This is a genomic window from Streptomyces sp. NPDC006296 (genome assembly GCF_040613235.1).
Taxonomy (GTDB): Bacteria; Actinomycetota; Actinomycetes; order Streptomycetales; family Streptomycetaceae; genus Streptomyces.
Window position 1 is genome coordinate 35971 of sequence record NZ_JBEXRT010000003.1, and the last position, 11820, is coordinate 47790.

Genomic DNA, 11820 nt, shown 5'->3' on the forward strand with positions numbered 1-11820 from the left:
TGCTCCGCGAGGTCCGCACCCGCTCAGCGGGGCGTTCCGCACTCCTCGACCCGTCCGTCGGTCACCCGGAGCCGCCGGTGGGCCACCGGGGCGAAGAGCGCGATGTCATGGGTGACGACGAGGACGGCCGTCCCGTGCCGTTCGCCCTGCTCCACCAGGAGACGGACCGTCGCACCGGCGGCGGCCGGGTCGAGGGCCGACGTCGGCTCGTCGCAGACCAGCAGAGCAGGACGCGCCATCAGCGCACGGGCGAGCGCGGCACGCTGCAGCTGGCCTCCCGAGAGTGCCGGGGGGCGGCGGGCCAGGTCGTCCGGGTCCAGACCCAGCCGGCCGACGAGCCCGGCCGCTTCCCTGAGCGCCCGGTCGGGCGACAGGCCGCGCAACAACCGGGCGGTCAGGGTGAGCTGACCCATGACCGGGCGGTACTCGTCGAACGAGGCCCGCGCGTCCTGGTGCACGTACTGGACGGCGCGCAACGCACGGCGGTCCCGGCGCTCCACGGCCGGCGGCAGCACTCTGCCGTCGTGCTCGATCCGGCCGGAGACGGCCGGGCCGAGGCCGGCGAGGGCGCGGGCCAGGGTGGTCTTGCCCGCGCCCGACGTTCCGGTGACGAGGGTGCGGCTGCCGGGCACGAAGGTGAGGCCGGTGGCGGCCAGCCTGGGACGGCCCGGATCCTCTCCGGCGACGGTCAGCCCCTCTGTCCGCACCGCGCCCGGGACGCCGTCGGCCCGGCACGACGGGGGCGGTACGGGCGGGGGCTCCGCGGTGTCGGGGGCCGGGAGCGGTCCGGGCGTCTCGCGGCGGACGACGCGGCCACGTTCCAGTACGACCGTCTCGTCGGCGAGTCCGGCGGCCAGGCGTGCGTCGTGGGTGATGAGCAGCAGGGCCGTCCCACCGCGGACCAGGTCCCGCAGGCGGCGGGTGAGGACGGCGGTGGTCTCCTCGTCGAGGCCACTGGTGGGTTCGTCGAGCACGAGCAGGCGGGGGCGGGTGACGAGCGCGGTGGCCAGGGCCATGCGCTGCTGCTGCCCGCCGGAGAGGCGGTGGGGGTGGCGGCGCGGGAGCGGTCCGTCCTCGGGGAGCCCGGCCGCGCGCAGCGCCCACCGGACGTCCTGCGCGAGAGCGGCCCGGCGGTGGCCTCGCCCGGTACGACCGGCCGGCACGGCACGTCGGTGGTTCAGCGCCGCGAGTTCCCGCAGGACCGCGCCGACGCGTCGGGCCGGATCGAGCACGGAGGCGGGGTCCTGAGGCAGGTGGGCGGCGGTCCCGGCCCGGGCGGCCCGCAGGGCACGTGGCGGCAGGGCGAGGAGGTCGGCGCCCTCCAGGAGGACCGTGCCGGTGAGGACGACGCCGGGCCCGCCGAGGGCGAGGGCGGCCAGGCCGAGTGTGGTCTTGCCGCTTCCCGACGGGCCCACGACGGCGAGGACGCGCCCCGGTCGCAGGTCCAGGTCGACCCCGTCCAGGAGGGTGTCGCCGGCCGGGGTCCGGGCCGTGAGTCCGCGACAGGTCAGCAGCGTGGGCGGGGTGCTCCGGCTGAACGGCTCGCACTCCGGGCCGACGGGCCCGCGCGGCGGTACGGCCGGCGGCTCGCCGGGCGGGGCCGTGGTACGGCGGGCTCTGCCCAGCAGGCGGTCCGCGACGAGGTTGCCGCCGACGGCGAGGGAGGTGAGCAGCAGGGCCGGGGCCAGGACCGCGGAGGGCTGGAGGAGAAGCGCGTCGGCGTTGCGCTCGATGAGGACGGCCCAGTCGGGGGCGTCGGTGGGCAGGCCGAGGCCGAGGAAGTTGGCCGAGGCGAGCAGGGCGAGAATCGTGGCGCCCCGGTTCCCCGCGTCGGTGACGAGCGGTTCAGTCACCCGCCGCAGCACGTAGCGGCCCTGGATGCGGTGCCACGGCGCGCCCTGCATCCGCATCGCCTCCACCGCCGTGCGGCATCCGGGTGCCAGGGCCGTGGTGCGCACCAACCGGGTGACGGGCGGGATCTGCACGGCGGCGGCGGCGAGCACCAGGGTGGTGGCGTCCTGGTGCCCGGACGCGGCCAGCGTCATCACCAGCAGCAGCGCGGGGAAGGCGAGCAGCACGTCCAGGCCCCGCATGACCGTCTCGTCGGCGGCGCGGCGGCTGCCGGCGGCGAACAGGCCGAGCAGCAGCCCGAGCACACCGGCGGTCAGGAGTGCGGCCGAGGTCATGATCAGCACGGACCGTCCGCCGCTGAGCACGAGTGCGAGGACGTCACGGCCCAGGACGTCGGTGCCCAGGAGGTGTTCTCCGCCGGGGGGCAGCAGCGCGGCGGAGTCGGGCCGGGTGGAGCCGGCGACGTACGGCCCGCCGAGGGCGAGTGCCACAGGCAGTCCGAGCAGCAGGACGGGAACGCTCCGGCGGATGCCGTCGAAGAGGCGGGAGCGGCTGCCGGTGCCGGACGAGGGGTGGGTCACGCGCGTCCCTCCCGCTGGGGTGTCAGCCGGGCCACGGCCAGGTCGGCGAGAAGACTGACGGTCAGCGCGGTCACGGCGAAGAGCAGGGCGTACCCCTGGACGGCCGGAATGTCGCGGTCCTGCACGGACTCGACGAATCCAGTGCCGAGGCCGCCGACGGCGAACAGCGATTCGACGATGACGGTGCCGCCGAGAAGTCCGTCGACGCAGCGCGCCAGTTGCTGCACGGCGGGAGCGAGACAGCCGGGCAGGACGTGTCGCAGGACGACGGTGCGCTCGGGGAGGCCGAGCAGACGCAGGTGCCGGACGGCCGGGCCCGCCACCTGCGCGGCCACGCCGATGCGTATCTGCCGCGCGAGATCGCACAGTTGACGCGCGATGAGCACCCCCACCGGCAGGACGAGGGCGGCGGGGTCGGTGAGGATCTCGGCGCCGCGCAGCCCTGCGGAGGTGGCGGGGAGCAGTCCGAGGCCCACACTGAGCCAGGCGGTCAGCAGCAGGCCGAGGACGAACTCCGGTACGGCGTGCAGCGCGAGGGCCGAGGCGTTGAGCACGCGGTCGCCGACGGAGCCCTCCCGCAGCCCCGTCAGGACGCCCAGCGCGAGCGCGAGGGGGACGAGGATCGCCAGCGCCGCGCCCGCCAGGACCGCGGTCGCGGCGAACCGGCCGGCGATCTCGTCGGTGACGGGCAGGCCGGTGACCGAGGACGTCCCCAGGTCCGCCCGGCCCACGTCGGTGACCCAGTGCACGAAGCGGGTCCCGACGGGTTCGTCCAGCCCGAGGTCGGCACGGGCCAGGCGCTGCTGTTCGGGGGTCCCCTGCTCCCCGAGGACGGCGTCCACGCTGTCCCCCGGCAGCAGTGAGGTCAGCGTGAACACCGCGACCAGGACGAAGGCCGTCTGGAGCAGTGCCGTCGCGATCCTGATCAGCGCGTACCGGGCGGTCCCCGGGAGCCGCCGCGTCGGCGCGGGCCGCGAGGGCGGGTCGACGACCGGCTTCCCTCGCCACCGGTCTTCGTGCGGAGTCACCTGCGAGGGGCCCGTCAGCTCAGCCGGACCCGGTCGAACCGGGCCCAGTCGCAGGAGTTGGGCGGAGCGGCCCGGAGGCCGGTGACGGTGTCGCGGTGGCCGATGTTCCAGTCGCTGAAGGCCCATACGAGCTGGCCGTCGCGGTCCCGGGCGCGGCGCTGGGCGCGGTCCAGGAGTTCGAGGCGTGTCTTCTCGTCACGGGTGGCGGTGGCCTGGGCGAGCAGGCGGTCGAAGGCGGCGTCCTCGTATCCCGTGAGGTTGTTGGCGGCTCCGCCACGCAGCCGGGACCGCAGGTGGGTGACGATGGGCAAGGTGGCTGTGCGGCTGTGGAGGGCGACGCCCTTGGTCTTCACCTCACCGAAGTAGGTGGCGGCCGAACGCACGTGCGGGGCGACCTTCAGGCCGATGTCGTTCAGCTGGTCGGCGATGAGGGTGGAGGCGTTGCTCCAGGTGGGGTCGGCGTCGCTGGTCTCCAGCGCGACGGCGAGCCCGCCCGCCCCCGCCGCCTCGACCAGGGACCGGGCCCGGTCGACATCGCGTTCCCGGGCGGGCAGGCCGTCGGGGTAGGCGCGCAGCCCCATCCCGAAGAGGTCGCTGCCCGGGGTGCCGTGTCCGGAGAGAGCGACCTCGACGAGGCGGTCCCGGTCGAGCCCGAGCGTGAACGCCTGCACAAGCCGGGCGTCGTCGAACGGGGCGCGGGACAGCCGCAGCAGGATCGCCTGCATCGTGCTGAGCCTGCTGCGCAGCACGGCGAGCCCGTCACGGCCGGCCACCCGGCTCGCGGAGGCCGCGGTGAGATCGTGGGCGTAGTGCACCTGGCCGGACAACAGGGCGTTGAGCCGGGCCCGTTCGTCGTTGACGGGCACGAACTCCAGTTCCTCGATCCGCGGGCCGCCGTCCCAGTGGTCGGCCCAGGCGCTGAACAGGGCGTTGCCGCCCGGCTCGAACGAGCGGTACCGGAAGGGGCCGGAGCCGACGGGGGCGCCGAAGTCCTCGGTGCCCTTCGGGACTATCTCGGTGCCGGGGGCTCCGAGGGCCGCGGGGAACTCGAAGTCGGGTTCCCGGAGGACCAGGGTGAGGTCGCGTCCCTTCGCCGCGCTCGCCCCGAAGTCGACGCCGGAGAAGAGCTGCTGGGCGGCGGCGCCGGTGGCGGGGTCGGCGATGCGGCGGTAGTTCCACAGGACGTCCGCCGCGGTGACCCGACCGCCGTCGTGGAAGCGGGCGTCGGAGCGGAGCCGCACGGTCCACCGGCTGCCGGACCGGTCGCTCTCCCAGCTCTCGGCGAGCCGGGCCTGCACGGACATGTCATCCGTGTACGTCAGCACGCTGTCGTACAGCGCCTTGGCACGGGCCTGGTCGACGAAGAGCGGGGCCCGGTGCGGGTCGAGGGTCTCCTGCGATCCGCCCGCGCTGAAGGCGGCCCGCAGCCGGCGGGTGTCCGACGGTCCGTCACCGCCGCCGGAGGAGCAGCCCGCGAGGACGGCGCCGGCGCCGAGGCCGCCCGCCGCGGTGAGCAGACGGCGGCGCGCGAAGGAGGATGTCATGGTGTGCGGGACCTTCCCCTGGTCGCCGGACGTGGCCCAGGGCCGGTCGGCGCGCCGGCCGTACGCCGGTCCGCGACGTACATGACGAGCCTCCTCCTGGGGAGTCCACGCCCCGGACGGTCGGTGAGAGCGACGGGCCAGTCTCCTGGCTGCCGGATCGGCACTCACCCCGCCTTCCGGCCGGACGGCCGTGGCGTGTGGGGTTCGCTCCCCGGTCACAGTGGCGGGACCGCGCCGGACTCGCACCGGCTTCCTGGTTCCCGTCGCTCCTGTGTACGCCGCGCATTATGCCCGACGGCGGTGCCGCCCGGGTGGCCAACTGCACACTCGGCCCTCTTGCGCATACCTTGCACCTACTTGTTCGATGCGTAGCCCATGGTTCTGGGCGATCGTCCGAAGGAGACCCGCGAACCAGCCCCGTCCGGATTCGGCGAAAGGAACCCCTCCCCCATGACCACCAGCGCCTCGGGCACGACCGACTGGCAGCACTGGCAGACGAGTTGGGATCGACAGCAGGAGTGGTACATGCCGGACCGGGAGGAGCGGTTCCGCGTCATGACCGACGCCGTCGAGGCGGTCGCGGGCCGCACCCCGCTCGTTCTCGACCTCGCCTGCGGCACCGGCAGCATCTCCGACCGGGTGTTGCGCGCACTCCCGGGAGCGCGCACCGTGTGCGTCGACATCGACCCGGCTCTGCTGGCCATCGCCCGCGGGCACTTCGCCGGTGACGAGCGCGTCGCCTTCGCCGAGGCCGATCTCACCGACCCCGACTGGACCGCACGCCTCCCCCACGGGTCGTTCGACGCCGTGGTGACCGCCACCGCCCTGCACTGGCTGGACACCGAACCCCTGCGCCGCCTCTACGGCACTCTCGCCGGACTCCTGCGGGACGGCGGCGTGTTCCTCAACGCGGACCACATGGACGACGCGTCGGCGCCACGCCTCAACGCCGCTCTGGGCACCCTGCTGACCCGGCGGCAGGAACGGCAGCGGAGCGAGGGCGCCCTCGACTGGGCCGACTGGTGGAGCCGGGTGGCCGACGACCCCACTCTCGCCGCGCATGCGTCGCGCCGCTTCGCCCTGCTGGGCGACCCGCGCGAGCGCCGGCCCTCGCCGGTGGAGCGCGACCGCCCCACGGCCACCGACTGGCACCTCACCACTCTGCGGGAACAGGGCTTCACCGAGGCACGGCAGATCTGGTGCTCGGCGGGCGACGCGCTGGTGGCGGCGCTGCGCTGAACAGCCGTCCCGCACAGGGAGGGAGCGACGAGGACGGGCCGCCCCGCCGAGGCCGGAGACGGCCCTGCGGAGGGCTTGCAGTCGGCCACGGAGCGGCCTCTCCCGGTCACTCGTGCCTGCGTCGTCCGTGTCGGGCGTGTCGGAGACGACGCCCGACACGGACGGACCGGAGCCTGGGAGCATGACCGACCCGACGCAGGATCCCCGCTTCCTCCAGGACCCGTATCCGACGTACGCGGCCATGCGGTCCGCCTGTCCGGTGCAGTCCGTGGCCACAGGCTCCGGTGGGCGTACCGGCTACCTGGTCACCGGCTACGCGGAAGCCCGGGAAGCCCTCGCCCACCCCGGGCTCTCGAAGGACACCGGGGTGTTCTTCAGCGGCAAGGAGTCACCGCGTCGGCTGCATCCCGCGGTGGCGCACACCATGCTGGCCGCCGATCCGCCCCGGCACACTCGGCTGCGCAGGCTGGTGACCGCGGCGTTCACGACCGGAGCCGTCACGGAGCTCCGTCCCTTCATCGCCCGGGTCACCGGGGAGCTGCTGGACCGGTGGCCCGTCGGTGAGCGGTTGGACTTCATGGACGCCCTCGCGGTTCCCCTGCCGGTCCTCGTGATCTGTGAGCTGCTCGGAGTGCCGGAGGACCACCGCTCCGATGTCCGGCGCTGGTCCGGCGAGTTGTTCGCGTCGGGGAGGCCCGGCCTCGCCGACGCGGCCTCGCATGCGCTGGCCGGCCACATGACGCGTCTCATCGCCGCCAAGCGCCTGTCCCCCGGTCACTCTCTGCTCGACCGGCTCGTCGCGGCCCGGGACGGAGACGATCGTCTGAGCGAGGAAGAACTCGTCTCTTTCGCGGTGCTGCTGTTCGTGGCCGGGCACGAGACCACCACCGGCCTCCTCGGTAACGCCCTCCTGGCGCTGCTCCGGCAGCCGGCACAGCTGGACCGCCTCCGGAGGAACGCGGACGAGGTCCCCGCCGCGCTGGACGAGTTGCTGCGCTTCGACTCCCCCGTCAGCACGGCCACCTTCCGGTTCACCACGGAGGCCGTCACACTCGGTGCCACCGAGATCCCGGCCGGCGTCCCCGTGCTGGTCGCGCTGGGAGCCGCCAACCGCGATCCGGAGCGGTTCCCCTCTCCTGACGTGCTCGACCTGGACCGGGACGCCGCCGCTCATCTCAGCTTCGGCCACGGCATCCACCGCTGTGTGGGCGCTCCTCTCGCCCGGGCCGAGGCGGAGATCGCCCTGCGAGCGGTCCTGACCCGGTTCCCCGGGATCCGCCTCGCGGCACCGCCCGAGGGGCTGGAGCGGCGGCACACCCGGCTCGTCCGCGGACTCGCGGCGCTTCCCGTCCTCGTATGAGGGCCGTCCGGTCGAGCGGTCGACCGGAGCCCGTGGGCCGGTCGGGGGCGGCGCTCACCCGGCGGACCGGTGACCGCCGCCTCCGTCCCCGCCGGGTGGCGACCACGCCGGGGCTGCCCGGGGTGACGGACACCGGGCGCGCGCCCGCCGCCGCGCCGGCCACCGGTCCGCTCGGCCCCGGTGACCGCGCCGCTCCCCGCAGCGCGGGACCGGACCGGCCGGCCCGATCCCGGCGGCCCCGGACCGGCCGGCCGCCGGGGGCCCAGGGGACGGTCCCGGCCCTTCGCCGTCGGTGCTCAGCCGCGGTAGGCCTCCAGCAGCCTCAGCCAGATCTCACTGATCGTCGGGTAGGCCGGGACCGCGTGCCAGAGGCGTTCGAGGGGGACCTCCCCGGCGACGGCGATCGTGGCCGAGTGGAGCAGTTCCCCGATGCCGGGCCCCACGAAGGTGACGCCGAGCAGGATCTCGCGGTCGAGGTCGACGACCATCCTGGCGCGGCCCCGGTAGCCCTGGGCGTACAGTCCGGAACCGGCTACCGCGGCCAGGTCGTGGTCGACGGCGCGGACCCGGTGGCCCGCCGCTTCCGCCTCGGCCAGGGTGAGGCCGACCGAGGCCGCCTCGGGGTCGGTGAAGACGACCTGGGGGACGGCCGCGTGGTCGGCGGTCGCCGCGTGCGCGCCCCACGGGTCCGTCTCCAGCAGCGGGGTCTCCTGGGCGCGGGCCGCGATCGCGGCTCCCGCGATGCGGGCCTGGTACTTGCCCTGATGGGTCAGGAGGGCGCGGTGGTTGACGTCGCCGACGGCGTACAGCCAGTCGCTGCCCTCGACGCGGCAGCTGTCGTCGACGCCGAGCCAGGACCCGGGTTCGTGCCCGACCGTGTCGAGGCCGAGGTCGTCGGTGCGCGGGGCCCGGCCGGTGGCGAAGAGGATCTCGTCGGTCTCCAGCCGTTCCCCGTTGTCCAGTTCGACGGTGACCGGCCCGTCGTGACCGGCCCTGCTGACCGCGGTCGCCGAGACCCCGGTCAGGATGCGCGCGCCGGCCTCGGTCAGTGCCTCGGCGACGAGCTCACCGGCGAAGGGTTCCATCTTGGGCAGGAGCCGCCCGCCCCGGATCAGCATCGTCACCTCGGAGCCGAGCCCCTGCCACACGGTGGCCATCTCCACGCCCACCACTCCCCCGCCGACGACGACGAGCCGGCCGGGGACCTCCTTGGCGCTGGTCGCCTCCCGGCTGGTCCAGGGCCGGACGTCCGCGATGCCGGGGAGGTCCGGGACCACGGCACGGCTGCCGGTGCAGACGGCGACGGCGTGCCGCGCCGTGAGCCGGTGCCGCGTGCCGTCGGGGCCCGTCACGGACACCTGCCGCACCCCGGTCAGCCGCCCCTGCCCGCGGTAGATGTCCGCGCCGATGCTCTCCAGCCAGCCGACCTGGCCGTCGTCCTTCCAGTGGGAGGTCTCGTAGTCCCGGTGGGCGAACACGGCGTCGGCGTCGAGCGGCCCCTGCACCGCGCCGCTCAGCCCGGGGACGCGGCGCGCGTCGGCCCGTGCCACGACCGGGCGCAGCAGCGCCTTGCTGGGCATGCACGCCCAGTACGAGCACTCGCCGCCGATGAGTTCGGACTCGATCACCGCCGTACTGAGCCCGGCGGCCCTGGCACGGTCCGCGACGTTCTCCCCCACCGGGCCGGCCCCGATGACCACGACGTCGTACTCACTGTTCCGCACACCCTCAGCATCTGTCATGGCAACAGTGTCCTCGGGGGTGTGCGCGGCGGCCACATGGGCAGGCGGAATACCGCAAGAGACGTCACCGTTGTCCCGGACAGGTCCGACCGGTCCCAGGAAGAGGTAAGAGAGTATGAGCACCGTAGAGCTCACCAAGGAAAACTTCGATCAGGTCGTGAGCGACAACGAATTCCTGCTGATCGACTTCTGGGCTTCCTGGTGCGGTCCGTGCCGGCAGTTCGCCCCGGTCTACGACTCGGCGTCGGAGCGGCACCCGGACCTGGTCTTCGCCAAGGTCGACACGGAGGCGCAGCAGGAGCTGGCGGCGGCCTTCGAGATCCGGTCGATCCCCACGCTGATGATCGTCCGTGACAACGTGGCGGTGTTCTCCCAGCCCGGCGCGCTCCCGGAGTCGGCGCTGGAGGACGTCATCGGCCAGGCGCGCAACCTGGACATGGACGAGGTGCGCAAGTCCGTCGAGGAGCAGAAGCAGGCCCAGCAGGCGCCGCAGGAGCCGCAGTAGTCCCTGCACGAGCGCGGCAGACGTGAGGAGGGCCCGGCCGGATCGGCCGGGCCTTCGTCATGCCGGGGCACCGCGCCACAGGAGGCCAGGGCCCGCGTGCGGCGCCGGGACGGTGCCGTCCTGGCACGGGGCCGGGACTCGTACAGCGGCGGGGCCCCGAATGCTCAGCGGCTCCCGGGCCCGCCGGCGACGGTGGCGCCGCCCCCTTCCGGCCGCTCCGGCGGTCCGTCGCCGTCCTCGGGCTCCTCGGCTCCGCCCGTCCCGCGGACGCGTTCCGCGAGGCGGACCGTGAGCCCGTAGTCGATCTCGGAGCCGTCCACGAGGAGTGCCTCCACGGTGTGCGTGGCGGGGTCGATGTCGGCCTCCATGCCTCCGCCCTCGTAGCGCGGGTATCCCGACGACCCGGTCGCCCCGGTGGCCGCCACGACGGCGGAGCGGAGGGCGGTGCCGGGGTCGGGCGGTCCGTCGTCGGGCTCCTCCGGTTCCGGGAGCAGCAGGATCTCGTAGCTCTGCGGATGGCTCATGCCGACGACGCTAGACATCCGGGCGCGGCCCCGCACGTCGTGGCACCGGGGCGGTACCGGTCAGCTGGATTCTCGGGCCACCACGGTGGGTCTCAGGAGGCGGTGGCGCTCCGGTGCGCCACCGGGGTTCCGCACCAGCCGGTCGATCAGCTCGGCCGGCGACTGTTCGAACGTCAGGTCCATGGCGACGGTGCTGAGGCGGGGCCGGAGGAGCCTGCCGAGCATCAGGTCGTCGGCGCCCATCACGGCCGTGTCCCCGGGTATGCCGACACCCGCGTCCTGGAGGGCCCGCATCAGCAGCATCGCGTACTCGTCGTTGTAGGCGAACACGGCGTCCAGGCCGAGCGAGCGCCACCGGGAGGCGAGTTCCTCGGCCGGTCCTTCCTCGTACCGCAGGGGCAGTGGCCTGACACCGGCGTCCGTGCCCGAATCCTCCACCGCCCGCACGGCTCCGGCCAGGCGGGACCGGGCGCACGGGGCGTGCACGGACTCCTCCGGGACGACCACCCCGATGCTGCGCCGGCCCCGCGCGAGCAGGTGCCGCACCGCGCGGGCGCCGACCTCCCGCTGGTCCACCACCAGGGCGTGTGCGCCGTCCACCGGCTGGGGGCCGAGGGTGATCACCGCCTTGGCTCCGGAGCGGGTCAGGACGCCGATGCCGTACGGCGTGAGGGTGAGGCCGCCGGGTGACACGACGGCGACGGGGCGGAGCTCCGCCCAGGCCCTGGCCGCCTCGTCCGCGTCCCGGCCGGCGCCGCCGTACCGGACCACGGTGTAGTCGAGGCGGCGCAGACCGGACTCCAGCTCGGCCAGGAAGCGCTGGTACGGGGGGCCGGCCGGGGCCTGGGCGTCGGGCAGCAGCACCGTCCTGGAATGCCCGGCCCGCAGACTGCGGGCCGCCGCGTGCGGGACGTAGCCGAGTTCCGCGGCGGCTTCCCTGACTCGGCGGCGGGTGGGATCGCTGATCCGGACCGTCTCGTTGTTGTTCAGTACGTAGGACACGGTGGCCCGGGACACTCCTGCGAGCCGCGCCACGTCTGCGCTGGTCGGGACGGAGATGGCGGGCTGATCGGGTAAATGGCTCATGGCGTCCGGCAGTCTTCCAGACCCGTGCGTGCGCCGGGTGTGCCGGGGCACCGTACCCGCCCCGGTGCCGTCGCGGCGGGTGGACCACGGGCTGCCGGAGGCGGCGCGGGAGCCGGGCGACACGCCCGGGGCGGTGCGGCTCCGCCGGGACCGCGTCGGCGTGCCCGGGCCGGTGGGCGGGACGCGTGGGACCGCGCGTCCTGGATCCCGCCCGCCGGGGTCCGCGGCGGCTCCGGGGAGGGCCGGCGGGCGCGCTGACGCCGCACCAGGAACCGGGGCCGGCGGGGCGGTCGGCCGGAGCTGCCGGGTACCGGCCGGCCGTGCGGGCCGGAGGCCGGACATCGGACGGAGCGTCACATG

9 protein-coding genes and 1 riboswitch are annotated in these 11820 nt (G+C 74.8%); of the genes, 3 read left to right on the forward strand and 6 right to left on the reverse strand.

Annotated elements, in window-relative coordinates:
* Window positions 1-23: 23 nt before the first annotated feature.
* From ABZ172_RS02755 to ABZ172_RS02765, 3 genes are read right to left on the reverse strand one after another with little or no spacing between them, the layout of a single operon-like run.
* A complete protein-coding gene (locus ABZ172_RS02755) occupies window positions 24-2432 on the reverse strand; it encodes an ATP-binding cassette domain-containing protein (protein ID WP_356879446.1) in 2409 nt (802 codons plus the stop codon).
* Complete coding sequence (locus tag ABZ172_RS02760) at window positions 2429-3460, reverse strand: ABC transporter permease (protein WP_356879448.1); 1032 nt, start codon at window positions 3458-3460, stop codon at window positions 2429-2431. The genes ABZ172_RS02755 and ABZ172_RS02760 overlap by 4 nt, the downstream gene beginning before the upstream one ends.
* Before the next feature lie 14 nt (window positions 3461-3474).
* Window positions 3475-5004: an ABC transporter substrate-binding protein gene (locus ABZ172_RS02765; protein WP_356879450.1), complete on the reverse strand. Its 1530-nt coding sequence runs from the start codon at window positions 5002-5004 to the stop codon at window positions 3475-3477.
* Window positions 5005-5142: 138 nt separating this feature from the next.
* Window positions 5143-5263: riboswitch (cobalamin riboswitch) on the reverse strand.
* Between the two features lie 191 nt (window positions 5264-5454).
* Between ABZ172_RS02765 and ABZ172_RS02770 the strand changes: the two genes are divergently transcribed.
* Both ABZ172_RS02770 and ABZ172_RS02775 read left to right on the forward strand, forming a co-directional pair.
* On the forward strand, window positions 5455-6243 hold the full coding sequence (locus ABZ172_RS02770) for a class I SAM-dependent methyltransferase (RefSeq protein ID WP_356879452.1): 789 nt from the start codon (window positions 5455-5457) through the stop codon (window positions 6241-6243).
* Between the two features lie 181 nt (window positions 6244-6424).
* Window positions 6425-7603 carry a cytochrome P450 gene (locus tag ABZ172_RS02775; RefSeq protein WP_356879454.1) on the forward strand — a complete coding sequence of 393 codons (1179 nt, stop codon included), beginning with the start codon at window positions 6425-6427 and terminating at the stop codon, window positions 7601-7603.
* Window positions 7604-7899: 296 nt separating this feature from the next.
* Here ABZ172_RS02775 and ABZ172_RS02780 read toward each other — a convergent pair whose 3' ends face one another.
* On the reverse strand, window positions 7900-9345 hold the full coding sequence (locus ABZ172_RS02780; RefSeq protein ID WP_356879456.1) for an NAD(P)/FAD-dependent oxidoreductase: 1446 nt from the start codon (window positions 9343-9345) through the stop codon (window positions 7900-7902).
* 115 nt (window positions 9346-9460) lie between these two features.
* Here ABZ172_RS02780 and trxA point away from each other — a divergent pair, with 115 nt between their 5' ends.
* The gene (gene trxA / locus ABZ172_RS02785) at window positions 9461-9850 is read left to right on the forward strand and encodes a thioredoxin (protein WP_356879458.1); all 390 of its coding nucleotides are present in this window, start codon (window positions 9461-9463) and stop codon (window positions 9848-9850) included.
* A 164-nt stretch (window positions 9851-10014) separates the two neighbouring features.
* Here the strand turns inward: trxA and ABZ172_RS02790 are convergent, their stop codons facing one another.
* The gene (locus ABZ172_RS02790; RefSeq protein WP_356879460.1) at window positions 10015-10374 is read right to left on the reverse strand and encodes a hypothetical protein; all 360 of its coding nucleotides are present in this window, start codon (window positions 10372-10374) and stop codon (window positions 10015-10017) included.
* 60 nt (window positions 10375-10434) lie between these two features.
* A complete protein-coding gene (locus tag ABZ172_RS02795; RefSeq protein ID WP_356879462.1) occupies window positions 10435-11460 on the reverse strand; it encodes a LacI family DNA-binding transcriptional regulator in 1026 nt (341 codons plus the stop codon).
* Window positions 11461-11820 lie beyond the last annotated feature (360 nt).

What these genes read in the sequence shown, in the direction of transcription:
- ABZ172_RS02765 (WP_356879450.1), bottom strand. Translation starts at nt 5,004, where the DNA reads ATGACATCCTCCTTCGCGCGCCGCCGTCTGCTCACCGCGGCGGGCGGC.
- ABZ172_RS02770 (WP_356879452.1), top strand. Translation starts at nt 5,455, where the DNA reads ATGACCACCAGCGCCTCGGGCACGACCGACTGGCAGCACTGGCAGACG.
- ABZ172_RS02775 (WP_356879454.1), top strand. Translation starts at nt 6,425, where the DNA reads ATGACCGACCCGACGCAGGATCCCCGCTTCCTCCAGGACCCGTATCCG.
- ABZ172_RS02780 (WP_356879456.1), bottom strand. Translation starts at nt 9,345, where the DNA reads ATGACAGATGCTGAGGGTGTGCGGAACAGTGAGTACGACGTCGTGGTC.
- trxA (WP_356879458.1), top strand. Translation starts at nt 9,461, where the DNA reads ATGAGCACCGTAGAGCTCACCAAGGAAAACTTCGATCAGGTCGTGAGC.
- ABZ172_RS02790 (WP_356879460.1), bottom strand. Translation starts at nt 10,374, where the DNA reads ATGAGCCATCCGCAGAGCTACGAGATCCTGCTGCTCCCGGAACCGGAG.
- ABZ172_RS02795 (WP_356879462.1), bottom strand. Translation starts at nt 11,460, where the DNA reads ATGAGCCATTTACCCGATCAGCCCGCCATCTCCGTCCCGACCAGCGCA.